The organism is Myceligenerans salitolerans, from assembly GCF_017349295.1.
In the GTDB taxonomy this organism is placed as follows: Bacteria; Actinomycetota; Actinomycetes; order Actinomycetales; family Cellulomonadaceae; genus Myceligenerans; species Myceligenerans salitolerans.
The window spans coordinates 69398-92856 of record NZ_JAFMPK010000020.1 but is presented as its reverse complement, the minus strand read 5'-3'; the positions used below and the strand labels follow the sequence as shown (position 1 = coordinate 92856).

The following is a 23459-nucleotide window of genomic DNA, read 5'->3' as shown; positions in this document are numbered from 1 at the left end:
TTGCTCCTCGTTCGCCGGGGGGCGGGGCACGGTCCCGCCGCTCGCGCGTAAGCCTAGGGGCTCCCGTGGGACAATTCCCCTGACGGTCCGTGGTCGGGCGAGCCCAGCCGCGTCGCCGTCGTCCACAGACTCACGCGCCAGCACCCACCACAGTCCAGGAGCAACCCGCCTTGCCCCCGATTCCCACCGAGCCCGCCGTCGCGCGCATCCAGCCCAACGCCACGCCGCCCGAGCTGATCCGCAACTTCTGCATCATCGCGCACATCGACCACGGCAAGTCCACGCTCGCCGACCGGATGCTGCAGTTCACCGGAGTGGTGCAGCCGCGGGACGCGCGGGCGCAGTACCTGGACCGCATGGACATCGAGCGCGAGCGCGGCATCACGATCAAGTCGCAGGCGGTCCGCATGCCGTGGGCCGTGGTCGGCGAGGACGGGACCGAGACGCCGCACGCGCTGCACATGATCGACACGCCGGGCCACGTCGACTTCACGTACGAGGTCTCGCGCAGCCTCGCCGCCTGCGAGGGCGCCGTGCTCCTGGTCGACGCCGCCCAGGGCATCGAGGCACAGACCCTGGCCAACCTGTACCTGGCCATGGAGAACGAGCTCGAGATCATCCCGGTCCTGAACAAGATCGACCTGCCTGCCGCGCAGCCCGAGAAGTACGCGGAGGAGCTGGCGCACCTCGTGGGCGGCGACCCGGCGGACGTGCTGAAGGTCAGCGGCAAGACCGGCGAGGGTGTCGAGGCCCTGCTCGACAAGATCGTGGAGACGGTCCCCGCCCCGACCGGCGACGCCGACGCGCCCGCGCGCGCGATGATCTTCGACTCCGTCTACGACACCTACCGCGGCGTCGTCACGTACGTGCGCGTCGTGGACGGCAACCTGAACCCGCGGGAGCGCATCGCGATGATGTCGACGCGCGCCACGCACGAGCTCCTGGAGATCGGTGTGCACTCGCCGGAGGCGATCCCCACCAAGGGGCTCGGCGTCGGCGAGGTCGGGTATCTGATCACCGGCGTGAAGGACGTGCGGCAGTCGAAGGTGGGTGACACCGTCACGAGCGCCGCGAAGCCCGCGACCGACGCGCTCGGCGGCTACAGCGACCCCAAGCCGATGGTGTTCTCCGGCCTGTACCCGATCGACGGGTCCGACTATCCGGCGCTGCGCGACGCGCTGGACAAGCTCAAGCTCAACGACGCCGCGCTGAACTACGAGCCGGAGACGTCGGTGGCACTGGGCTTCGGGTTCCGTGTGGGCTTCCTCGGCCTGCTCCACCTGGAGATCGTGCGGGAGCGCCTGGAACGCGAGTTCAACCTCGACCTGATCTCGACCGCGCCGAACGTCGTCTACGACGTCACGATGGAGGACGGCGAGGAGGTCAAGGTCACCAACCCGTCCGAGTTCCCCACCGGGAAGATCGGCGAGGTGCGCGAGCCGGTGGTGCGGGCGACGGTGCTGACGCCGAGCGAGTTCGTGGGCACCGTGATGGGGCTGTGCACCGACCGCCGCGGGCAGATGCAGGGCATGGACTACCTGTCCGAGGACCGTGTCGAACTGCGTTACACGCTCCCGCTCGCGGAGATCGTGTTCGACTTCTTCGACCAGCTCAAGTCCCGCACCCGCGGCTACGCCTCGCTCGACTACGAGCCGTCCGGCGACCAGGCGGCCAACCTCGTGAAGGTCGACATCCTGCTGCAGGGCGACCAGGTCGACGCGTTCAGCGCGATCGTGCACCGTGACAAGGCGTACGACTACGGCGTCCTGATGACCGCGAAGCTCAAGGAGATCATCCCGAGGCAGCAGTTCGAGGTCCCGGTCCAGGCCGCGATCGGCGCGCGCGTGATCGCGCGCGAGACGGTCCGCGCGATGCGCAAGGACGTGCTGGCCAAGTGCTACGGCGGTGACATCAGCCGCAAGCGCAAGCTGCTGGAGAAGCAGAAGGAAGGCAAGAAGCGGATGAAGAACATCGGCTCCGTCGAGGTTCCGAAGGACGCCTTCATCGCCGCGCTGTCCAGCGACCCGTCGTCGGGCAAGGACAAGAAGAAGTGACCCGCACGCTCCGGACGGCCTGCGGTGCCCGCGCTTCCTGACGGCGTCCCGATGCCCGACGACGGCGCCCTGCCTCCCTGGGTGGGGACACCGCGGTCCGGCGGCGGGCGGGAGTTCGGGGTGTACGTGCACGTCCCGTTCTGCACCGTGCGGTGCGGCTACTGCGACTTCAACACCTACACCGCCGCGGAGCTGGGCGGGGGCGCGTCGCAGGCGGCGTACGCCGGCACCGCGCTGCGTGAGGTCGAGCTGGCCGCGAAGGTGCTGGCCGACGTAGGGCTGCCGGAGCGGGCCGTCTCCACCGTCTTCTTCGGCGGAGGGACGCCGACGATGCTCCCCGCGGGCGACCTCGTGCGGATCCTGGACCGCGTCCGCGGCACGTGGGGGCTGGCGCCCGGGGCCGAGGTGACGACCGAGGCGAACCCGGACTCCGTGACGCCGTCGTCCCTGGAGGAGCTGGCGGCGGCCGGGTTCACCCGGGTCTCGTTCGGCATGCAGTCCGCCGTGCCGCGCGTCCTGGCGACTCTGGAGCGGACACACGATCCCGCCCGGATCCCCGACGTGGTGCGGTGGGCACGCGACGCGGGGCTGCGGGTCTCCCTGGACCTGATCTACGGCACCCCTGGCGAGACGCTCGCGGACTGGCGCGAGTCCCTCGACGTGGCGACCGCCACCGGCGTCGACCACGTCTCGGCCTACGCCCTGGTGGTGGAGCCCGGCACGAAGATGGCGGCGCAGGTGCGCCGGGGACAGCTCACCCTGCCCGACGAGGACGACCAGGCCGCCAAGTACGAGCTGGCGGACGAACTGCTGAGCGCGGCGGGCCTCGGCTGGTACGAGGTGTCGAACTGGGCGCGGACCGCCGAGGACGCGTGCCGGCACAACCTGGCCTACTGGCGCGGGCACGACTGGTGGGGCATCGGGCCGGGGGCCCACTCGTACGTGGCGGCGGCCGAGGCGGACGACGGCGGTGCCCGGGCGGGTGTGCGCTGGTGGAACGTGAAGCACCCGCGGCGGTACGCGGCCGCGCTGGAGGCGGGCAGATCGCCGGGTGCGGGCCGGGAGCTGCTCACGGCCGACGAGGCGTACCTGGAGCGGGTCATGCTGGGCGTCCGGCTGGCCGAAGGGCTCGACCTGCGGGTGCTGCGGCCGTCCGGGCGCCAGGCGGTGGCGGGTCTGGTCGCGCGCGGCCTGCTCGACGGTACCGCCGCGCTGGGGCCGGGTGGCATGGCCGCGAGGGCCGTGCTCACGCGGCGGGGCCGGCTGCTCGCGGACGCCGTCGTGCGAGACCTGACCGCCTGACACGAACGGGTGTCGGTGCAGGCCGGGTGCTTGGGAGGTGTCAGCCACTCCGGCTAGGTTGTGGCCACCAAGACCTCTCGGGAGATGAGTCGATGAGCAACGACGGCGGCGTGCCCGGCCAGGACGGCCGGGACGGCCACAACCCGCAGGACCCGTACGGACAGCAGCCTGAAGGAGGCCGGCAGAACCCGTACGGCCCGCCGGACGCGAGCGGAGGACAGCCCCAGCCGCCGTCCGGTCCGCGCGAACCCGGCACGGACCGGTCCGGTCCGCCGAGGTACGGTCAGCCGCAGTACGGCCAGTACGCGCCACCCGGGTACCAGGCGCAGACACCGGTTCCGACAGGGCACTCGGTGCCCTGGGCTCCGCCGTCCATCGGGGAGTCGCACCGGTACGCCTGGCAGTCCTTCGGCCGCAACGCCGGTGTGTGGATCGTGATGGCTCTGCTGTTCGCGGCCGTGGCGATCGTCGTCTTCCTCGTGATGAACCCCTGGTTCTCCCAGGCCCTCGGTCAGTTGCCACGGCTGGCCGAGAGCAACGACCAGGCTGCGATCGCTCGCTGGCAGACGGAGTTCACCGCCGCGTCGGCGGAGCCCATGGCGGTGGTGCTGAGCTCTCTCTCCAGCGTGATCATGCAGGTGCTCGGCATGACGTTCTACGCCGCCGCACTGGCGTCCACGCGGAAGCAGCGCATCGGCTTCGGTGACTTCTTCGCCCTGCGCAACTGGAGCGGCATCCTGCTGCTCGCGGTCCTCATGGTCGTCGTCACCAGCGTGGTCTCGATCGTTCCCCTCCTCGGATGGCTGCTTCAGATCGTCGCCGGTGTCCTCATGATCGCCGCACCCTACTTCGTCCTGGCCAAGGACATGAACGCCATCGAGGCGATCACCTCGAGCGTCAAGCTCGTCACGGCGAACCTGGGGATCGTCGTCCTCGCGTATCTCGTCGTCGTGGGGTACTCGTTCGCGGCCGCGTGCACGTGTGGTCTCGCGTTCCTGGCGGTCGGGCCGTTCTCGGTGCTCTTCGGCGCTCACCTCTTCCGCAGGGTGCAGGCAGAACCGATCGAGGCGGAGCAGCTGCCGGCGTGATCACGCTGCCGGGCGCACGTGCGCCGCGAGTGGCACGTGGCGTCGAGGTGCCCGCTATCGACCGGTGAGTACGAGTTCGGGTCGCGCCAGGTAAGCACGCGGGTGAGAGTTGCCCGGAGAATTGGTGAGAGGAAGGCGCACGATGACCGAGAACACGCCACGTGATCCCGCCGACCGGCCCGGCCCGGAGCCCGAGGCGTCCGGACCGGGCGGGCCCGAGGCGCACGGCGCCGCCGGCACGCCGTCCGGCACGAACCTGCCCGGGGCGCCCGCTCCACGGCCGGACGGCGTCCTGCCGTCCAGCGGCTACGGGGCGCCCCCGCCCGGCGGGTACGCGGCCGAGCCTCCGGGAGGGCCCGGCGCGTCGCCTCCGGGCGGTCACGGCACACCGCCTCCCTACGGCGGCGGTGGAGCAGCGGGCGCCGGGGCCGGTGGCGGCGGAGCCGCTCCGGTCGGCAGCTTCCGGGTGGGTGAGGCGCTGGGGTACGCCTGGGGCCGGTTCACCGGCAACCCGCTGTTGTGGGTCCTGTTCGCGCTGCTGCTGATCGTGGTGGGCCTCGCGTTCAACTCCGGCAACTTCACGAGTTTCCAGAGCGTGTGGAACTCCGGGAGCGCGTCGGCCGAGGTCGACACCGGCGGGTCGCTGCTCGGGCTGGTCGGTGTGGTCCTGGCCGGCATCCTCCAGGGACTGGGTACCAATGCGGCTCTGCGCGAGGTCTCGGGCCAGAAGCCGACGTTCGCGTCGCTGTTCCGGGCACCGAATCTCGGCATGATCGTCGTGGCGGCGCTGCTGCTGATCGCGGCCTACTTCGTCGGGAGCCTGGTGTGCGGGATCGGCCTGCTCGTGGTCGCCGTCTTCGCCGTCTTCACCTACCAGGGCGTGATCGACCGGAACCAGAACGCCTGGGAGGCGCTCATGGCGAGCTTCCGGCTGGTAGGGCGGAACTTCGGCGCGGTGTTCCTCCTCGAGCTGGCGCTCGTGGGGATCAACATCCTGGGTGCGATCCCGTGCCTGCTCGGCTGGCTGATCACGATGCCGCTCAGCTACCTCGCGCTGGCGTTCGCCTATCGCCGCCTCACGGGCGGCCCGGTCATGGCCTGACGTGGAGGTTCGCTGACATCGGAGCCGGGCCGGCCCGATGCCGGGCACCGGCCCGGCCCGATGGCGGCGCCGGCCGGGCGCCGGTGCCGCGAACGGCCGCCTCTGCCGGGGGCCGGCCGCCCGGACGAGTCGAGGCGGTGGGCCCGTCGGGACCCACCGCCTCGAACGTGAAGCGATCAGACGGCGCCGATCACTTGATCATGCGGATGTTCACCGGGTACCGGTACGGGCGCCCCTTCGACGACTCCACGGCGGCCATGATCATGAAGACCAGGGCTGCGATGAACGCGAGGTAGAGGATCACGCCGAACCCGAAGGTGATCGCTGTGATCACGGAGATCGCGATTCCCGCGATGATGAGCGTGATCTGGAAGTTCAGCGCTTCCTTCGCCTCGGCCTCCACGAACCGGCTGCGGTCCTTGAACACCAGCCATACGACCAGCGGCGCGATGAAGCTCAGGATGATGCCGCCGATGTGGGCGAGCGTCGCCCAGGTGCGCTCCTCGTCGGGACGCAGCGGCACCGGCGCGTAGCCCGGGGCTCCCTGGTACGGCGGCTGCCCTGGCTGCGCGCCGTACGGCTGCTGACCCGGCTGCGGTGCGCCGTGCGGCGGCTGACCCGGCTGGGCGCCGTACGGCTGCTGGGGCGCACCGGCGGAAGGCTCACCGGCCGGCGGCTGGGCGGCGGGCTGCTGAGCGGCGTCGTGGTTCGGCTGGGGCGTGGACTCCGGCTGCGGGCTCGGCTCGCCGCCCGGGGTCTGGGGCGTCTCGGACATACGCCCACCCTAGGGCTTCGCACGCCGTCGTGGTCGAGAATCGCGCGGTCCGTTGCCGTAACGATGCGGACCGGCCGCGGTGGCGGGCACGGTCACGCCGTACCGGGCGCCGTCACGAAGTCGATCAGCTCCTCGACGCGTCCCAGCAGCGCGGGATCGAGATCCCGGAAGTCGCGCACCGAGCCGAGGATCCGCTGCCAGGCCCGTGCCACGTCCGCCTGCGACCCGGCGGGCCAGCCCAGCTCCCGGAGGATCCCGTGCTTCCACTCGACGCCTCGCTCGACCACCGGCCAGCGCTCCAGCCCGACGCGCGCCGGCCGCACCGCCTGCCACACGTCCACGTACGGATGACCCAGCACGAGCACGCTTCCCGGGCGTACCCCTCGGAGGGCCTCGTCGGCGAGGCGCCGCTCCTTCGACCCGGGAACGAGGTGGTCGACGAGCACCCCCACCCGGCGGCCGTCGTCGGGCCCGAACTCCGCGAGCCGCTCGGCGAGGTTGTCGACACCGTCGAGCATCTCGACCACCACACCCTCGATGCGCAGGTCGTCACCCCAGACCTTCTCCACCAGCTCGGCGTCGTGCCTGCCCTCGACCCAGATGCGCGAGCCGCGCGCCACGCGCGCGGGCGAGCGCGGCACCGCCACCGACCCGGAGGCGGTGCGCGATGGCGCCCGTGACGCGCCGGCCGTGACCGGCGCCGTGAGCTCGACCGGGCGCCCCTCGACCCAGAAGCCCGGCCCCAGCGGGAACGACCGCGTCCGCCCGCGCCGGTCCTCCAGCACGACGACCCGCATGCCGCCCGACTTCTCGACCCGCACCACCGCACCGACCCAGCCGGTCTCCACGTCCTCCACGACGAGCCCGGGCTCCGCCGCGACGGGCCTGGTCTCGGGCTTGCGCCGCCCGCGGTGCGCCCCGGGGAACTCGGGGTTCAGGACGTCGGCTCCGTATCGGTCGTGCACGACGTCGATCGTAGGGCCGTCCACCCGCCCGCCCCGGCAAGGCGCGCCGTGCGCCGACGGCGTGCTCGCGGCCGGCCCGGCCGCGGAAGGTCTGCGACCGCCGACCACGGCCCCGTGCCGGGCTCGGCCGCGAACAGCGCCGCCCACACGGGATACGTCGGCCAGTGGGAGCACGCGTCCGACGCGGCACGGTGGGGCTCGTCGCCCACCGTCTCGCCGGCCACGCGCGGGCGCGTGATCGCCCGGGCGGCGACGGCGTGCCGCAGCAGGTCGTGCGGCGGGCGCACCGTCGTGGCGGTCATGTCAGGCCCAGCGGGCCCTGGCGGGCCGCGCTGCGGCACGGTCGCTGCCTGCCCGGCGGTCACGGCGGCCGCGCGCCTCCCGGGTACCCCGGGTCTCCCGGATCTCTCGTTCGGCGCGCTTCCGCTCGTTCCGGCGGGTGATCTCCTGCTCGTTCCGGCGGTACTCGGAGTAGTCGGTGAACCCGAACATCTCTGCTCCCTCTACCTTCTGGTGGACCGGCACCGACCTCTCGTCGGCGCTGGTTCCAGCCTTCCCGGTGAGGTACCGCCGGCGGATCGGGCGGTCGCCCGGTCTTCGGCGGTCCGGTCGCGTGGCCGAGCCCCGCCCGCCTCAGGCACCGCCTTATGCCGCCAGGCGTGGAACGGGCGCCTGACGTGAGGGTTCGGCGCTGCGCCGGTAGCTTCTGAGCATGGCACGTCTACTGGTGGACCTCGCTCTCGGGGCCGCGCACGCCGCGGCCCTGGGGATCGGCCGCATGCCGGAGCCGCTGCTGCGCCGGCTCGCCGGAGCGCCCCACGTCGTCGACGGGCAGTCCCTCTATCCGGAGGTGCGGATCGCGCGACGTCTGGGCGCGTTGCGGCCGCTGCCCGACGCCGGCGTCGACGCGACCCGTGACCGGGTGAGACGCCAGGCGCGGCTGCTGGGATCGCGGCCCGCCGTGGACCGTGTCGAGGACCTCACGATTCCCGGGCCCCGGGAACGTCTCTCGCTGCGGGTGTACCAGGCGGACCCCGACGTCCCGCCCGAGGGCGTACTGGTCTGGTACCACGGCGGCGGGTGGGTGGTGGGCGGCCTGTCCACGGCCGACCCGGTCTGCCGCTTCCTGGCGCTGAGCTCGAACCTCGTGGTCGTGTCCGTCGGCTACGGTCTCGCTCCCGAACATCCGTTCCCCGAGGGCATCGACGACGCCCTGGCCGCGTTCCGCTGGGTGCGCGCCAACTCCCGGCGCTGGCGCCCGGCGCTGGACCGGCTTCCGGTGGCCGTCGGCGGGGACAGTGCCGGCGGCAATGCCGCGGCCGTCGTCGCGAACCTGGCCCGCGACGACGACGGTCCGACCGGCGCTCGCACGGGCGGGCCGGACTTCCAGCTCATGCTCTACCCGGCGACGGACGCGACCACCAGGTACCCGTCGAGCAGAATGTTCGACGGGTACGGGCTTCCGGCACGACGCGTGGACTGGTACCTGGGCCGCTACCTGAGCGACCCGGGCCAGGCGAAGGATCCGCGGGTGTCGCCGATGCTCACGGAGGACCTGACGGGCGTGGCACCCGCACACGTCGTCGTCGCCGGTTTCGACGTGCTGCGTGACGAGGGACTGGCCTACGCCGAGCGGCTGCGTCGCGCGGGAGTGCCGACGTCGGTGCAGGTGGTGAGTGGTCATGTGCACGCCTTCGCGAACGCCACGGGTGCGAGCCGCAACGCGCGGCGCCATCTGGCGCGTGCGGCGCGCGTCACGGAGGCGGCCCTGGCGCGGCGCGTTTCGGGTGTCCGTCACCCCGCGTAGGATTGGCACTCGTAGAGCGAGAGTGCTGGGTGGAGGTGACTCATGAGCGACAAGCGCCGCCTCGAGGTTCTGCGCGCCATCGTGGAGGACTACGTGCACACACAGGAGCCCGTCGGCTCGCGTGTGCTCACGGAACGTCACCAGCTCGGCGTCTCGCCCGCCACGGTGCGCAACGACATGGCCGCCCTGGAGGACGCCGGGTACATCGCACAGCCCCATACCTCCGCCGGTCGCATCCCGACGGACAAGGGCTACCGGCTGTTCGTGGACCGGCTCTCCGAGGCACGGCCGCTCAGTCAGCCGCAGAAACGGGCCATCGAGAAGTTCCTGTCCCAGGCGGTCGACCTGGACGACGTCATCGGGCGTGCCGGCCGGCTCATCGCGCAGCTCACCGGTCAGGTCGCCGTCGTGCAGTACCCGTCGCTGCGGCGTTCCGGCCTGCGGCACCTGGAGCTCGTCCCCACGGGCGAGAACCGACTGCTGGTCGTCGTCATCACCGACAACGGCCGGGTCGAACAGCGGTTCCTCGAGGTGCCGGCCGATGTCGACGAGGCGACCCTCGGCGAGCTGCGCGCGCGGCTCAACGCCGCGGCGGCCGGCCGTCGCCTCACCCAGATGGACGTGGCGTTCGGCGAGGTGGCAGCCGTCGTCGCGCCGGAGCACCGGCCTCTCGTCACCGCGATCGGCGAGGTCGTCACGAGCGCGCTGGACGAGGAGCAGGAGGAACGTCTGGTCGTGGCGGGCCAGGCCAATCTGGCGCGTGCGGGCATGGGGTTCGACCAGGGCCTGAGCCCGCTCCTGGAGGCTCTCGAGGAGCAGGTCGTGCTTCTCGGGCTGCTGACGGAGATGACCTCCGACGAGAACGTCGCGGTCAGCATCGGGCACGAGAACAAGCTCGCGGGGCTCTCTCGTGCTTCCGTGGTGAGCACCGGCTACGGCTCCGACGGCGACACGGTCGCGCTCCTCAGCTCCATCGGACCGACCCGGATGGACTATCCGGGCACCATCGCCGCCGTGCGTGCCGTGGCACGTTACCTCTCCCGGGTGCTGCCCACGTGAGGCCCCGGATCCCTGTCGACCCGCCCGACGACCGGACGCACCCGCAGACCCGGGTGCTTCACGGCCGCCCGGCCCCGCTGCCTTCCGACCCAGAGCGAGCGAAGAGAGACCTGTGACCGACTACTACGAGATCCTGGGTGTCCCGCGGGACGCCTCGCCCGAGCAGATCAAGAAGGCATACCGCAAGCTCGCCCGCACCCTGCACCCCGACGTCGCCGGCAGCGACGGCGAGGAGAAGTTCAAGGACGTCGCGCGCGCGTACGAGGTGCTCTCCAACCCGGAGAAGCGCCAGCAGTACGACATGGGCGTCGACCCGAGCGCTCCGGGCGGCGGCGCCGGCGGCGGGTTCGGGAACGGGTTCGGGTTCCAGGACATCTTCGAGACCTTCTTCGGCGGCGGTCAGCCGAGCGGCCCGGTGCCGCGCGCCCGCCGCGGCAACGACTCCCTCGTCCGCCTCGACATCGACCTGGCCGAGGCGGCGTTCGGCGTCAAGCGTGAGCTGCAGGTCGACACGGCCGTGGTGTGCTCCACCTGTTCCGGTGACGGTGCCCGCCCCGGCACCACCTCCCGCACCTGCGACGTCTGTCACGGGCGCGGTTCGGTGCAGCGTGTGGCGCGGTCCTTCCTCGGCCAGGTCATGACGACCGCGCCGTGCTCCGCGTGCGGCGGGTTCGGCACGGTCATTCCGGAGCCCTGCCCGGACTGCTCCGGCGAGGGCCGCGTGCGCTCGCGGCGCACCGTGACGGTGAACGTGCCGGCCGGTGTGGACACCGGGACCCGGATCAAGCTCTCGGCGCAGGGCGAGACCGGTCCGGGCGGAGGCCCGGCCGGTGACCTGTACGTCGAGATCCGTGAGAGGTCGCACGACACGTTCGTGCGCCGGGGCGACGACCTGCACTGCACGCTGCCCGTCCCGATGACCGCCGCGGCCCTCGGCACGACGCTCTCGCTCGACACCCTCGACGGACCGCAGGAGATCGACATCCGGCCGGGCACGCAGCCCGGACAGATCGTCACGCTCAAGAACCTGGGCGTGGGGCACCTGCACGGCGCGGGACGCGGCGACCTGAACGTGCACATCGAGGTCCAGGTGCCGACGGGTCTCACCGACGAGCAGACCGAGCTGCTGCGGAAGCTCTCGGCACTGCGCGGCGAGGAACGTCCCGAGCCGCGCCTCGCCGCCGCGCACCCGGGAGTCTTCTCCCGGCTGCGTGACAAGCTGTCCGGACGCTGAGGCCGGTGCCCCCGCGATGAGCGCACCGGTCTTCCTCGCCGAGGGCACGCCACTGGCCGGATACGGCGTCGACTCGGTGTTCGTGCTCGACGGCGCCGAAGGGCGGCACGCAGGTGTCGTGCAGCGGCGTGGGCCGGGTGAACGGATCGACGTCGTGGACGGTGCCGGGCTGCGGCTGGAAGGTGTCGTCGAGTCGGTCGACGACGGCCACGTCCGTCTGCGGGTGCGTGGCGTGGTGGCCGAGGAGGCGCCCGCGCCCGTCCTGACCCTCGTGCAGGCCCTCGCGAAGGGGGACCGGGACGAGCAGGCGATCGAGGCCGCGACGGAGACCGGGGTGGACGCCGTCCTACCGTGGCAGGCCGAACGGTCGATCGTGGTGTGGCGCGGGCCCAGGGCGGCGAAGTCGCAGGCGAAGTGGGTGGCCACCGTGCGCGCCGCGACGAAGCAGGCACGGCGTGCGCGGATGCCGCGGGTCGGGGAGCCGGTCACCACCAGGCAGCTCGCCGCCCGGGTGCGGGACGTGGTCGTCGCCGGGGGAGCGGTGGTCGTGCTTCACGAGGAGGCGACGACGCCGCTGCGCGACGTCGCCCTGCCGCAGGGGCCGGCGGGTGGCGTGCCGTCCGCGCCCGGGGTGCCGTCGTCGTCCGGCGCGGAGGGTTCACGAGCGCCGGAGCTGTTCGTCGTCGTGGGCCCCGAGGGCGGGATCTCCGACGCCGAGCTGGACGCGTTCACCGCGGCCGGTGCCGTGACCGCCCGCCTGGGCCCGCACGTCATGCGCACATCGACGGCGGGCCCGGTGGCGGTGGCCATGCTGAACGAGCGCCTGGGCCGCTGGTCCTGACATCCGGCCGGTCCGGGACCTGCCCGGGCACGGAGGCCTGTGACGGCCGTCCTCGGAGTCAGTCCAGGACCACGAACTCCACGCGGCGGTTCTTCTCCAGATCCGCGAAGGTTCGCGGAGCGATCAGGGGATCGGACTCGCCGAAGCCCTTGTGGGCCAGCCGGTCCTCGTCCACGCCGAGGTCGACGAGCCGGTCCAGCACCGTGAGCGCACGGCGCTCGCTCAGTCTCAGGTTGTCGTCCTCGTCACCCCGGGAGTCCGTGTGGCCCTCGATCCGGACGCGTATGTCCGGGTGTTCCTCCAGCACGTCGGCCGCCTGCCGGACCACCTTCCTGCCGTCCTTGGTCAGCCGGGCGCTGTTCGTGACGAAGGTGATGTTCGGGATCTCGACCAGGTCCTCCTGCGCCCTGTCGCGTTCCTTCTTCGTGGGCTCGCGGTCCGAGTCGGAGGAGTCGGTGTCCGCATCCGTGGCGTCCGCGTCGGAGTCGGTGTCCTGCGCGTCGTCGCTGTCGGAACCGGAGTCGTCCGAGCCCTCCGTATCGTCCGCGACGTCGGCTTCCTCCTCCTGATCGGCGCCGTCGGAAGCGACGTCGTCGGTCGCCTCGTCGTCCTCGGTTCCGCCTCCGGCACCGTCGTCGTCCACGCCGTCGTCGGCCGGCGTCGTCTGCGCGGCGGAGCTGGGCTCGACCTCGCCCTCCGGGCCCATGGCCTGCACGGCCCGCACGCCGGTGACGTCCCGGACCACGGCGCCCGCCGTGGCCGCGGCCCCGGCGGTGTCCGCCTCCACGATCGCGTCGCGACCGGTGAAGGCGACCTCGGCCGCGTCGAGACCGACGCCGGAGAGCGCCTCTCGGGAGCTCGCGGTGAGCTTCTCCTCGATCTGCTCGCGGAAGACGGTGTCCTGCCAGCCCGACAGCCCGGCCAGGACCAGCACCGCCACGGTCACCGGGGCGAGCAGGGGCTTCAGCGAGCTCATGCCTTCCCGCCCTCTGCCTCCGCGACCTTCTTCGCGTCCGCCGCGAGCGCGGCCGCCTTGGCGGCCTCACCCTCGACCTCGTCGACGTCGGTGTAGTCGACGTCCTCGACGAACGTCGTCGTGCCGCGTTCCTGACCGCCGATGAGGTAGTCCTGGTACTCGTCGAGGCCCTCGCCGTCGCCTTCCACCAGGTACTGCGCCTGCTGGGCCCAGGTCTTGACGGACGGGGCGAACTTGATGCCGCTCTTGCCGATCGACTCGCGCAGCTCCGCCTCGGACGCAGCGGCGACCTGTGCGTACGCCGTGATCCCGGCGGCCTTCAGGGCCTTCTCGATCTTCGGGCCGATGCCCTCGATCACCTTGAGGTCGTCATCGGCCGGCTGGTCCGGTGCGGCGGCCGCACCCGCCGCGGCGGCGGTGTCTCCCGCCGTCCCGGCGTCGCTTCGGGCCGCGGTCGCGTCGTCTCCCGCCGTCCCGGCGTCGCTTCCCGCCGGGGTCGCGTCGTCTCCCGCCGTCCTGGCGTCGCTCCCGGCCGTCGTCGCGTCGTCGGCCACCGCCTCGGTGTCGACGTCCTCGCCCGTCGCCTCGGCCGCCTTCGCCGCGTCGGCGGCAAGCGCAGCCTCCTTGGCGTCCCGGCCCTCGATCTCGTCGACGTCGGTGTAGTCGACCTCCTCGACGAAGTCGGCGCTGCGCCGCTCGCGCCCGGCGATCAGGTAGTCCTGGTACTCCTCCAGCCCTTCCTCGTCACCCTCGACCAGGTACTGCGCCTGCGCGGCGAAGGACATCGCGGCCGGGGCGAACTTGATCCCGGAGGCGGCGAGTGCCTGGCGGAGGTCGTCCTCCGAGGCCTCGGCGACCTTGGCGTAGGAGCCGTAGCCCGCGGCCCGCAACGCGGCGGCGATCTTCGGTCCGACACCCTCGATGCGCGTGAGGTCGTCCTGGGTCCCGGCCTCCGGTTCGTCGACCGCGGCCTCCCGGGTGGCGGCCTCCGCCTCGGCGACGACCTGCGCCTCGACGCCTGCGTAGACAGCGAGGTTCTCGTCCTCGATGTCCGACGGCTCCGTGCTCGCCCCGCCGGAGCCGTCCGCCTCGCCGGCCGCGGCGGCCGGGTCCGGCGTGTCCTCGGCCTCACCGGTGCTGCCGGCCTCACCGTCGCTGCGGGTCTCACCGTCGCTGCCGGTCTCACCGGCGGTGGCGGCGAGCGGCGTGGTGGTCTCGTGCGAGTCCGCGGCCGTCGTCGCGGTGCCCGAGGTGGTGGCGCCGGCCTTCTCCACCGAGTTCTTGGCTGACGTGCTCGCCGGCGACTTCCTCTCGACCGTCTCGGCGGTGTGCTTGCCGGTGGTCTTGTTCCGGCGGGCCCATAGGATCCAGCCGACCCACAGGCCGATCAGGAAGAAGATGATCGCGGTGATGATGATGAATAGGAGCGACTGGGTGATGAACCAACCCACGCTGAACCTCCTGGGTGTACGGACAACCGCCGGTCAGGGCGGCGGCATCGGCGAGAACGTGTCCGATCTGCGGGGGTCTGGGGCGCCACCCGTCGAACGGGCAGACTCAACCACAGTTGGCGAAGTCTGGCACTTCGGACGAGATAACAATTTCGAGTAGGGGCCGGACGCCCGTGGCGTCGGGTCCCGCCCGGGAGATCGGGCCGGTGCCCGCCGCCGTCCGGCCACCTCGTCCGGTGCGGGCAGCGCCTCGTGGAGCGGCCCCGTGCGGGCGAGCGGCCCAGTGCGGGCGCCGGTGGTCCGTGCCCGGTAATCTGCGGCCATGGTGAGGAGCACGCAGATGAGTACGGAGAAGGCCGGGGAGAAGAGCGACGACTGCCTGTTCTGCAAGATCGTCGCGGGCGAGGTCCCGGCCGAGGTGGTGGGGCAGTCGGACTCGGCGGTCGCGTTCAAGGACATCGACCCCAAGGCGCCCGTCCACGTGCTGGTGGTGCCCCGCAGGCATCATGCCGACGTGGGGGCGCTGGCGGGCGCGAGCCCCGAGGTCCTGGCCGACGTCGTCGGCCTGGCCGACCAGGTCGCCTCCGACCTGGCGGACGGTCAGTACCGTCTGATCTGCAACGTCGGCCCCAAGGCCGGTCAGACCGTCTTCCACGCCCACGCCCACGTGCTGGCGGGAACGCAGCTCGCGGGCTTCTGAGCCGGCGACGAACCGCGGCGAGGAGCGACGGTCGGACGCCGAGCCGCGTACCCCGGGCGGGCCGTGAGGAACTTCCGGCACCGGGCTCCGAACTGGTACGGAAATGGGGCGGCGCGGACCGGGTCCGGGTCGATAGGATGAGAGGGTCATCCAGACCCGGATCGAGGAGCGCATCGGCATCAGCCGGCCCATGACAACTTCCGCATCGCACGCACCCGCCCAGCAGACGGACCGCAGGCCGCAGCGCGGCACCGAACATCGCGTCGTCGTCCCGGCCCATGTCCCGATGGTCGCTCTGCTCGGCAGCCAGGATGCCGTGCTCCGTGCCATCGAGGACGGGTTCGCCCAGGTCGACGTCCATGCCCGCGGCAACGAGATCGCCGTGTCGGGTCCTCCCGGAGACGTCGAGCTCGTCGCACGGCTCCTCGACGAGCTGATCCAGGTCGTCGAGGCCGGCACGCAGCTGACACCCGAGGTGGTCACCCGCTCGATCAGGATGCTCACGGCGGCGTCGGCCCAGCGCCCTGCCGACGTCCTGACCTTCGACATCCTGTCGAACCGCGGCCGCACCATCCGGCCCAAGACACCCGGGCAGAAGCACTACGTCGAGGCGATCGACGCGAACACGATCACGTTCGGGCTCGGCCCGGCCGGTACGGGCAAGACGTATCTCGCGATGGCCAAGGCCGTGCAGGCCCTCCAGGCCAAGCAGGTCAACCGCATCATCCTGACCCGCCCGGCCGTCGAGGCGGGCGAGCGACTGGGCTATCTGCCCGGTTCCCTCACCGAGAAGATCGACCCCTACCTGCGGCCCCTGTACGACGCCCTGCACGACATGATCGACCCGGAGCAGGTCCCGAAGCTCGTGGAGAACGGGACCATCGAGGTCGCGCCGCTGGCCTTCATGCGCGGCCGGTCGCTGAACGACGCGTTCATCATCCTGGACGAGGCGCAGAACACCTCGACGGAGCAGATGAAGATGTTCCTCACCCGCCTCGGGTTCGGCTCCCGGATGGTCATCACGGGTGACGCCACGCAGGTCGACCTGCCCGGTAACCAGACCTCGGGTCTTCGTGCGGTGGAGGACGTCCTGGCAGGCGTCGACGACGTCGAGTTCTGCCGTCTGGGTTCGGCCGACGTCGTACGCCACCGGCTCGTGAGCGACATCATCGACGCGTACGCCCGGTGGGACGTCGTGACGAACGGGCAGCGTCCGGGGCGCCAGCCCCAGGACCACCGGCCGCCGCAGCGGCGCCGGCGCTAGGAGCACGGGTGAGCATCGAGGTCAACAACGAGTCCGGACACGAGGTCGACGAGGCGGAGTTCGCCGCCCTGGGCCGGTACGTGCTGGATGCCATGCACGTTCACCCGCAGTCGGAGCTGTCGGTCCTGTTCGTGGACGCCACGACGATGAGCGACCTGCACGTGCAGTGGATGGACGAGCCCGGCCCCACGGACGTGCTGTCCTTTCCGATGGACGAGCTGCGCCCCGGACGGGAGGGTGAGGAGCTGGCCCCCGGCACGCTCGGCGACATCGTGCTGTGCCCCGAGGTGGCCGCCAAGCAGGCGCGGACGGCGGGGCACTCCACCGCCGAGGAACTTCTCCTGCTGACCGTGCACGGCATTCTGCACCTCCTCGGCTACGACCACGCCGAGCCGGAGGAGGAGAAGGAGATGTTCGCGCTGCAGCGCCGGCTTCTCCTGACCTTCCTGGCCAACCGCTGAGGAACCCGTCGTGACGGCAAGTCTTCTCGCCCTGGCCGCTCTCGTGGGCTTCGCCCTGGCGAGCGTGCTCTCGGCCGGTGAGGCCGCGCTCCTGCGCGTCACCCGGTCGGGGCTCGCGGAGTGTCTCGCGGACGCCGAGCACGGACCCGAGCCCGATCCGGCCCGCGCCGCCCGGGCCCGTTCCGCGCTGGCCCTCGTCGTGGAGCCGACCGCGACGGTGGCCTCGTTCGCGCTGGTGCGCGTGACCGCCGAGGTGGTGGCGATCGCCGCCGCGACCCTCCTGGTCCAGCAGGCGATCCCGGACCCGCCGTCGGGCGACCCCGTTCCGGAACTGCTCGTCATGCTCGTCGCCCTGGCCGCCGGCCTGGGGGTCGGCGTGCTGTTCGTGCGGGTCTCGCCGCGCGCCCTCGGTTTCCGGCGGCCGGTCCACGTGCTGCTCGCCCTCGCACCGATGCTGACCGTGGTGTCGCGGGGCGTGGCACGGCTCACGCGGCTCTCGGTCCCGCGGGCCCCGTCGGCCGTCGAGGAGGACCGGCGCGACGTCGCCTACCGCGTCGGCGAGTCCGAGGATCTGGAGGAGGAGGACCGGGAGCTGCTGCGCTCCGCGATCGAGCTGGCCGACACGATCGTCCGCGAGGTGATGGTGCCCCGCACCGACATGATCACCGTCGCCGCCGACACCCCGCTCACCAAGGTGCTGCGGCTGCTCCTGCGCTCGGGCTTCTCCCGCGTGCCGGTGATCGGGGAGTCCGTGGACGACGTCGTCGGCGTGGCGTACCTCAAGGATGTCGTCGCCGCCGTGCACTGGCCCGTCGACGAGGGCGAGGGCGCCGGTGCGCAGCCGGCCGCGGAGGTCGCGCGCGAGGCGGTGTTCGTGCCGGAGTCCAAGCCGGTCGATGCCTTGCTGCGCGAGATGCAGGCCTCGGCGTCACACATCGCGCTCGTGGTGGACGAGTACGGCGGGATCGCCGGCCTCGTGACGATCGAGGACCTGCTCGAGGAACTCGTCGGCGAGCTGACCGACGAGCACGACACGGTCCCCGTCCAGGAGCCGGAGGAACTGTCCGACGGCGCCTACCGCGTGCCGGCCCGGATGCCGGTCGACGAGCTCGGTGAGCTCTTCGACCTGCGCCTGGACGACGACGACGTCGACACCACGGGTGGGCTGCTCGCCAAGGCGCTCGGCAAGGTGCCGCTCGCGGGTTCGGCGGCCGAGGTCTCGGGCCTCCACCTGACGGCGGAACGGGTCGAGGGACGTCGCAAGCAGCTCGCGACCATCGTCGTACGCAGGGTCACCCCGGCGGACGGCGACAATGGGGACGAGCCCGCGCCGTCCGGTGTCGTCGGCCCGCCCCCGGACGCCGGGCAGCCGGTGGACGCCGCGCATCCGCCGAAGCCCGGGCGACCGCCGAAGTACGAGAAGGAAGCACACGCGTGAACGACGACACCTCTCCGGTCCACCGGTCCGGCTTCGCCTGCCTGGTCGGCCGGCCCAACGTGGGCAAGTCCACGCTGACGAACGCGCTGGTGGGGGAGAAGGTCGCGATCATGTCCGCGCGGCCGCAGACCACGCGGCACACCATCCGCGGCATCGTGCACCGGCCCGACGCGCAGCTGGTCCTCGTGGACACGCCGGGCCTCCACCGGCCGCGCACGCTGCTCGGCGAGCGGCTCAACGACCTGGTACGGGACACGTTGAGCGAGGTCGACGTCATCGCGTTCTGCCTGCCGGCGGACCAGAAGATCGGGCCGGGTGACCGGTACATCGCGCAGCAGCTCGCGGAGACGGTCTCGACACGCAGGACCGGGTCCTTCAAGGTGCCGGTCGTGGCGGTGGTGACCAAGGCCGACACCGTGGACCGCTCCGCGATGGTCGACCACCTGCTCGCCGTGCAGGAGCTCGCGGCGTCCGTGGACCGCGAGTGGGCCGACATCGTGCCGGTCTCCGCCAAGGACGGGTTCCAGGTCGGCGAGCTGTCCGACGTCCTGGTCGGGCACCTGCCCGAGGGCCCCGAGCTCTATCCCGGTGGCGAGCTCACCGACGAGCCCGAGGCGGTCATGGTCGCGGAGCTCGTGCGCGAGGCGGCGCTGGAGGGCGTGCGGGACGAGCTGCCGCACTCGCTGGCCGTGGTGGTCGAGGAGATCGTCGAGCGGGAGGGCTCGGGCGACGAGGCGAAGGGGCGCCCGCCGCTGCTCGACGTCCGCGTCAACCTGTTCGTGGAGCGCGACTCGCAGAAGGCGATCGTCATCGGCCGGGGCGGTTCCCGGCTGCGTTCCGTCGGTACGGAGGCGCGCCGGGGCATCGAGGCGCTGCTCGGCAGCCGGGTGTATCTCGACCTCCACGTGAAGGTCGCCAAGGACTGGCAGCGTGACCCGAAGCAACTGCGGCGCCTGGGCTTCTGACTCCCGGATCGGCGGGTAACCTCGGAAGATGCTCTTCCGCACAGCCGTGACCAGTGCCGCGATCCTGCTCGGGCTGGCGGCGGCAGGTGCTCTGGCCGGGCCGGGATGGAATCCTGTCCCGGTCACCGAGCACATCAGGCCCGCCTCGGCGGACACGACGATCGGCGCGGGCGAAGCCGGAGGGCTCGACGGGTTCTCGGAGCCCGGGCGCTACGAGGTGCGTGAGACCGCCGTGACGATCGATCTGGACGACGGCGCGTCGGTCGACGGGTTGTTGCGCGAGCCGGTGACCGGAGCGGGCCGGGAGCCCGGCCGCGAGAGTGCGCCGGGCGTCGTCTTCGTGCACGGCGCCGGGACGGGGAAGGCGAGCGAGGCGTTCACGGAGGCCGCCACGGCCCTGGCGAGCGCGGGCATCGTCACTCTCGTGCCCGACAAGTACCTCGCCCACTACTCGACGCGGCACCGCGACTACGGCGGGATGGCGGGTGACTACCAGCACTCGGTGGAGTTCCTGCGGGAGGTGCCCGGCGTCGACCCGGACCGGGTGGGACTGTACGCGGAGTCCGAGGGCTGCTGGGTGGCACCGGTCATGATGGCGCAGGACCCGCGTCTGGCGTTCCAGATCTGGGTGTCCGCGCCCGTCGTGCCGCCTCGGCAGCAGGCGGCGTTCGCGATGGACAGCTATCTGCGCAACACCGGGGTACCCCAGGGTGTGTTCCGGGCGATCCCCCGGGCGGTCGGCATGCGCCTGCCGGGCGGAGGGTTCGAGTACGCGGACTTCGACGTCCGTCCGTGGCTGGGCCGGCAGACGGATCCCCTCCTCATGGCGTACGGCGCGACGGACCCCTCGATGCCGATGGAGCAGGGCGTGCGGCAGGTCCTGGCGGACACGGCCACCGGCGGCGGGGCGCCGGTCACCGTACGGTTCTACGACGGGGCGAACCACGGGATCAACGTGTCGGACGAGCCGCTCGGGGACGACATCGTGCCCCACGGTGACGACCTGCACCTGCACGCCGGCTACGCACGCGACGCGGCGGCCTGGGTGCAGGGCCTGCCGGAGACGGCGACCGCCGCGCCGCGGATCGCGGGCGCTCCGCCGCGACAGCTCTACCTGGCGGCGCCCGTGCCGGAGCCGCACTGGTACGCCGACGGCGTCGTCGTGCTGGGCATCGTGATCGGTTCCGCCGCGCTGCTGCTCGGCGGCGGTGCGGCCCTCCTGGCGAACCGCCTGGCCGGTCGTACCCGGCACGGCCTCGCCCCCGGGATGGCCGTACCGCTGGGGGTGATGGCCGGTACGGCCGTCGCGACCGCGGTGGGTCTCGTGGCCTACCTGCTGGCCGTCGCCCGGCTGGCACTGGACTACGAGCAGAACGCCCTGGTGGTCCAGGGCGGCTGGGTCGTGGTCCGGGTGCTCGGCATCGCCGCGGTGGTGGCGGCGGCGGTCCTGCTGCTGCGCTGTCGTGCCGTGGGGTGGCGTGTCGCCTCTGGCGGCGTGTCCGACACGGACGGATCCGGTGGCGGCCGCCGGCGCGGTGCCCGGGTCGTCACGGTGGGCTTCTGGGCCGTCGCGGCCGGCACGGTCGCCCTGGGCCTGGTGCTGGCGCACTGGGGCGTCTACCAGCTCGGCGTCTGAGTCGACGGGCCGGCCGGCCCCGTCGCGGCTCCGGCGTCCGTGGCCGCCGATGGCGGAGCGGATGTGAGGGAGGTGCGGAGATCCCACGATGTGACGTGTGTCGCCGCGATTCGCAACGGCATGTTCCGGCTTGACCGGGTAGAAACGGTGGCGGACATTCATGCCGCCTGCCCGCCACCGGCGGGCTCGTGGCGTCACCTCAGGAGTTGTGAATGACGGATATCCACGCCCCAGAGCGTGCGGAGCACCGGAGCGCCGGAACCGGCGACGACCCTCGGACGGGTCTGGACGCCGCCTCTCCCTTCGCCACCTACCGGCCGGGGGACTACGTGCGCGACGTCGTCGCCGCGCTCGTCCTCCTGCTCGCGCTCGCCCTGCCGTGGAGCGCCGCGGACCGCGGTGCCGACCGGGTCGAGGTCGTGCTCGCCACGACGGTCTCGCTCGCCACGCTCGCTCTGCCGTACCTGGCACGGTTCGGCGCACTGCCCGCGTCGTGGACGGTGCAGTCGACGCGCAGGTGGCGCGTCTGGGGCAACGTGCCGGCCGCTGTCGTCGCGCTGGTGGTCGTCGGTCTCGACCTGGCGAACGGGTCGGGAGTGGGCACGGGGGTCGGTCTGAGCCTCGCGGGAGCGTTCCTCGCGGCCACGCCCCGCGACAGCGAACTCGGCCCGGCCGAGCTCGACGGCCGGGTCCACGACCGGTGGCGTGCCGTGTTCGCCGCCGCGGCAGGTCTCGTTGCCGTCGGTGCCACGGTCTCGCTCGTCCAGACCTACGTCACGGACCGTGAGCTCGGCCCCATGCTGCGCGCCCCCCTCGGGTTCGCCATGGTCGGTGGTCTTCTCCTGCTCCTCGTGGTGGCGACGTGGCGTCGGGACCGCGCGGCACGGCTGGTCCTGCTCGCTCTCGGCGTCGTGCTGATCGTCCTGGCGGTGTTCACCGCCGGTGGCGACCTGCCCGGCGTGGAGTCCACGCACGGTCAGCGGTTCGGCCTCGTCCTGCTGCCCGCCCTCGCCGCGCTGGCGGCCGCCCCGGCCGTGCGGCGTTCGCCGGTGTGGGAGTCCCGTGGCGCGTCGCCCGTCCCGGGCGCCGTCGACGTGTGGGTGCGCGCCGCGACCCGCGCCTTCCAGGTACTCCTGCTGCTGTCGCTGTGCAGTGCGGGTGGCGGGCTCGTCAGCCTCGTCGCCGACGGGTTCGACGTGGCACCGCTGCTCCGGCTGATCCTCAGCCTCGTGATCGCCGGGGTCGCCTGGTTCGGGCAGCGTTCCCTGAAGCGAGACACGTCCTCCGGGCACGTGCCCGCCGTCGGCGCCGCCTGTGTCACGGGCGTGCTGGGCCTCGTGGTGGTCGTCGCGACCTCCGGCGCCGGGGCCGGCGTACGGATCGTGGACCTCGTCATGGCGCTCGGACTGCCGGGTATCGCCGCGTCCGCGCTCATGGTGCCCAAGGCGGTCCGCGAGCACTTCCAGACCTCCGGTATCGCCGGCGACGGGAGCGTCGACCACAGCCCGGCCTGGATCTGGGCCCCGGCGGCGGAGGCGCGGCCGGCGACGCTGCCGGAGAAGCCCGCACGGGAGCGGGAACAGATCCCCACGGGCGGGACGCGCGTCGCCGCCGGCGCACCGCCCGAGACGGAGGTCCTCACCCCGTCCGGTGCGTCGCCCGTCGTCCAGGGCACCGCCGAGCCCGCCCCGGCCGGTACCGGTGCCCCCGCCGGGGCGGTGCCGGACGCCGGTGCCTCGGGCGGCGCGGTGACGGACCCGCGCGACGAACCCCAGCCGACGCGGGACGTCACCGCGATCCTGCGCCCCGCCTCCGGTGGCATCGAGACGGCCCCGCCCGCCGGTGCGCCCTCGGCCGGCGGCGGTCCGGCCGGTGCCCCGGACCAGCCCGGTCCGGCGACGCCGGACCGCCCCCGCAAGCGGGTCTCCTCGACCGGTGCGGTGCGCACCTACGCCGGCCAGGAGCACCGCGTCACGTCGGGCGAGCAGCCGTCGGTGTCGCAGGTGGCGAAGGAGCCGACCGCGCGCGAGATGCGGAGGGTGGCCGACCGGGACGCCGCGCGCGAGACCGCCGTCATGCAGCCGGTGCAGGCCGGTTCGCGGGGAACGTACCCGGGCCAGGGCGGACAGCCGGCCGCGCAGCCCCGGAGCGGCTGGACGCCGGAGGCCGCTCTCGATCCTCGTACCCCGCTCGCCGACCTCGCGGTCATCGTGCAGGAGGCCCCTCACCTGCGCCCTCACGTGGCACGCAACCCCGCCACGTACCCGGCGCTGCTCGACTGGCTGGGCGCGCTCGGCGATCCGGACGTGGACGCGGCGCTCCGTTCGCGCCGATGAGTGTG

General features: G+C 72.6%; 21 protein-coding genes. 15 read left to right on the top strand and 6 right to left on the bottom strand.

Translation table 11 applies throughout. The features are described 5' to 3' along the window. Positions 1-170 precede the first annotated feature (170 nt). The 4 genes from lepA (at position 171) to J0911_RS03400 (ending at position 5546) form a co-directional block, all read left to right on the top strand. Entirely contained in the window at positions 171-2054 is a 1884-nt protein-coding gene (lepA, locus tag J0911_RS03415) for a translation elongation factor 4 (RefSeq protein WP_278186737.1), read from the top strand. Between the two features lie 24 nt (positions 2055-2078). Then, positions 2079-3356 carry a radical SAM family heme chaperone HemW gene (gene hemW, locus J0911_RS03410; RefSeq protein ID WP_307864884.1) on the top strand — a complete coding sequence of 426 codons (1278 nt, stop codon included), beginning with the start codon at positions 2079-2081 and terminating at the stop codon, positions 3354-3356. A 92-nt stretch (positions 3357-3448) separates the two neighbouring features. Further along, positions 3449-4444: a proline-rich domain-containing protein gene (locus tag J0911_RS03405; protein WP_207274061.1), complete on the top strand. Its 996-nt coding sequence runs from the start codon at positions 3449-3451 to the stop codon at positions 4442-4444. 142 nt (positions 4445-4586) lie between these two features. Beyond that, positions 4587-5546 (top strand): DUF2189 domain-containing protein, encoded by a 960-nt coding sequence (locus J0911_RS03400; protein ID WP_207274060.1) that lies wholly within the window; start codon positions 4587-4589, stop codon positions 5544-5546. Positions 5547-5736: 190 nt separating this feature from the next. On the opposite strand, the gene J0911_RS03395 is transcribed toward J0911_RS03400, so the two are convergent. The 4 genes from J0911_RS03395 to J0911_RS03380 form a co-directional block, all read right to left on the bottom strand. Further along, entirely contained in the window at positions 5737-6321 is a 585-nt protein-coding gene (locus J0911_RS03395) for a DUF4870 domain-containing protein (RefSeq protein ID WP_207274059.1), read from the bottom strand. Between the two features lie 92 nt (positions 6322-6413). After that, positions 6414-7286, bottom strand: coding sequence for a DUF3097 domain-containing protein (locus J0911_RS03390; RefSeq protein ID WP_207274058.1), 873 nt, complete (start codon positions 7284-7286; stop codon positions 6414-6416). Next, positions 7256-7588 carry a hypothetical protein gene (locus J0911_RS03385; protein WP_207274057.1) on the bottom strand — a complete coding sequence of 111 codons (333 nt, stop codon included), beginning with the start codon at positions 7586-7588 and terminating at the stop codon, positions 7256-7258. The genes J0911_RS03390 and J0911_RS03385 overlap by 31 nt, the downstream gene beginning before the upstream one ends. Before the next feature lies 1 nt (position 7589). Beyond that, the gene (locus tag J0911_RS03380) at positions 7590-7778 is read right to left on the bottom strand and encodes a hypothetical protein (protein WP_207274056.1); all 189 of its coding nucleotides are present in this window, start codon (positions 7776-7778) and stop codon (positions 7590-7592) included. 220 nt (positions 7779-7998) lie between these two features. Between J0911_RS03380 and J0911_RS03375 the strand changes: the two genes are divergently transcribed. From J0911_RS03375 to J0911_RS03360, 4 genes are all read left to right on the top strand, one after another. After that, on the top strand, positions 7999-9093 hold the full coding sequence (locus J0911_RS03375; protein WP_207274055.1) for an alpha/beta hydrolase: 1095 nt from the start codon (positions 7999-8001) through the stop codon (positions 9091-9093). Between the two features lie 42 nt (positions 9094-9135). Further along, positions 9136-10152, top strand: coding sequence for a heat-inducible transcriptional repressor HrcA (gene hrcA, locus J0911_RS03370; protein ID WP_207274054.1), 1017 nt, complete (start codon positions 9136-9138; stop codon positions 10150-10152). 112 nt (positions 10153-10264) lie between these two features. Next, positions 10265-11386 (top strand): molecular chaperone DnaJ, encoded by a 1122-nt coding sequence (gene dnaJ / locus J0911_RS03365; RefSeq protein ID WP_207274053.1) that lies wholly within the window; start codon positions 10265-10267, stop codon positions 11384-11386. Between the two features lie 16 nt (positions 11387-11402). Beyond that, positions 11403-12227 carry a 16S rRNA (uracil(1498)-N(3))-methyltransferase gene (locus J0911_RS03360; RefSeq protein ID WP_207274052.1) on the top strand — a complete coding sequence of 275 codons (825 nt, stop codon included), beginning with the start codon at positions 11403-11405 and terminating at the stop codon, positions 12225-12227. Positions 12228-12285: 58 nt separating this feature from the next. Here J0911_RS03360 and J0911_RS03355 read toward each other — a convergent pair whose 3' ends face one another. Both J0911_RS03355 and J0911_RS20690 read right to left on the bottom strand, forming a co-directional pair. Continuing rightward, a complete protein-coding gene (locus J0911_RS03355) occupies positions 12286-13203 on the bottom strand; it encodes an OmpA family protein (RefSeq protein ID WP_207274051.1) in 918 nt (305 codons plus the stop codon). Next, positions 13200-14654, bottom strand: a complete 1455-nt coding sequence (locus tag J0911_RS20690; RefSeq protein ID WP_207274050.1) for a helix-hairpin-helix domain-containing protein — start codon at positions 14652-14654, stop codon at positions 13200-13202. Before J0911_RS20690 ends, J0911_RS03355 begins: the two co-directional genes overlap by 4 nt. A 340-nt stretch (positions 14655-14994) precedes the next feature. Between J0911_RS20690 and J0911_RS03345 the strand changes: the two genes are divergently transcribed. The 7 genes from J0911_RS03345 to J0911_RS03315 all read left to right on the top strand — a co-directional run bounded on the left by J0911_RS03345 (position 14995) and on the right by J0911_RS03315 (position 23454). Next, a complete protein-coding gene (locus J0911_RS03345) occupies positions 14995-15354 on the top strand; it encodes an HIT domain-containing protein (RefSeq protein ID WP_207274049.1) in 360 nt (119 codons plus the stop codon). A 190-nt stretch (positions 15355-15544) separates the two neighbouring features. Then, a complete protein-coding gene (locus tag J0911_RS03340; protein WP_207274048.1) occupies positions 15545-16618 on the top strand; it encodes a PhoH family protein in 1074 nt (357 codons plus the stop codon). Positions 16619-16626: 8 nt separating this feature from the next. Next, the gene (gene ybeY, locus J0911_RS03335; RefSeq protein ID WP_207274047.1) at positions 16627-17079 is read left to right on the top strand and encodes an rRNA maturation RNase YbeY; all 453 of its coding nucleotides are present in this window, start codon (positions 16627-16629) and stop codon (positions 17077-17079) included. Between the two features lie 10 nt (positions 17080-17089). Continuing rightward, positions 17090-18517 (top strand): hemolysin family protein, encoded by a 1428-nt coding sequence (locus J0911_RS03330; protein WP_207274046.1) that lies wholly within the window; start codon positions 17090-17092, stop codon positions 18515-18517. After that, positions 18514-19482: a GTPase Era gene (gene era, locus J0911_RS03325; RefSeq protein WP_207274045.1), complete on the top strand. Its 969-nt coding sequence runs from the start codon at positions 18514-18516 to the stop codon at positions 19480-19482. Before J0911_RS03330 ends, era begins: the two co-directional genes overlap by 4 nt. Before the next feature lie 28 nt (positions 19483-19510). Beyond that, a complete protein-coding gene (locus J0911_RS03320; RefSeq protein ID WP_207274044.1) occupies positions 19511-21118 on the top strand; it encodes an alpha/beta hydrolase family protein in 1608 nt (535 codons plus the stop codon). A 212-nt stretch (positions 21119-21330) separates the two neighbouring features. Continuing rightward, the gene (locus J0911_RS03315; RefSeq protein ID WP_207274043.1) at positions 21331-23454 is read left to right on the top strand and encodes a DUF7937 domain-containing protein; all 2124 of its coding nucleotides are present in this window, start codon (positions 21331-21333) and stop codon (positions 23452-23454) included. The last annotated feature ends 5 nt before the right edge of the window (positions 23455-23459 follow it).

Coding starts and splice junctions, on each gene's coding strand:
- J0911_RS03405 (WP_207274061.1), top strand. CDS start 3,449: ATGAGCAACGACGGCGGCGTGCCCGGCCAGGACGGCCGGGACGGCCAC.
- J0911_RS03355 (WP_207274051.1), bottom strand. CDS start 13,203: ATGAGCTCGCTGAAGCCCCTGCTCGCCCCGGTGACCGTGGCGGTGCTG.
- J0911_RS03395 (WP_207274059.1), bottom strand. CDS start 6,321: ATGTCCGAGACGCCCCAGACCCCGGGCGGCGAGCCGAGCCCGCAGCCG.
- J0911_RS03315 (WP_207274043.1), top strand. CDS start 21,331: ATGACGGATATCCACGCCCCAGAGCGTGCGGAGCACCGGAGCGCCGGA.
- J0911_RS03340 (WP_207274048.1), top strand. CDS start 15,545: ATGACAACTTCCGCATCGCACGCACCCGCCCAGCAGACGGACCGCAGG.
- J0911_RS03380 (WP_207274056.1), bottom strand. CDS start 7,778: ATGTTCGGGTTCACCGACTACTCCGAGTACCGCCGGAACGAGCAGGAG.
- J0911_RS03320 (WP_207274044.1), top strand. CDS start 19,511: ATGCTCTTCCGCACAGCCGTGACCAGTGCCGCGATCCTGCTCGGGCTG.
- J0911_RS03400 (WP_207274060.1), top strand. CDS start 4,587: ATGACCGAGAACACGCCACGTGATCCCGCCGACCGGCCCGGCCCGGAG.
- J0911_RS03385 (WP_207274057.1), bottom strand. CDS start 7,588: ATGACCGCCACGACGGTGCGCCCGCCGCACGACCTGCTGCGGCACGCC.
- J0911_RS03375 (WP_207274055.1), top strand. CDS start 7,999: ATGGCACGTCTACTGGTGGACCTCGCTCTCGGGGCCGCGCACGCCGCG.
- hrcA (WP_207274054.1), top strand. CDS start 9,136: ATGAGCGACAAGCGCCGCCTCGAGGTTCTGCGCGCCATCGTGGAGGAC.
- J0911_RS03360 (WP_207274052.1), top strand. CDS start 11,403: ATGAGCGCACCGGTCTTCCTCGCCGAGGGCACGCCACTGGCCGGATAC.
- J0911_RS03345 (WP_207274049.1), top strand. CDS start 14,995: ATGAGTACGGAGAAGGCCGGGGAGAAGAGCGACGACTGCCTGTTCTGC.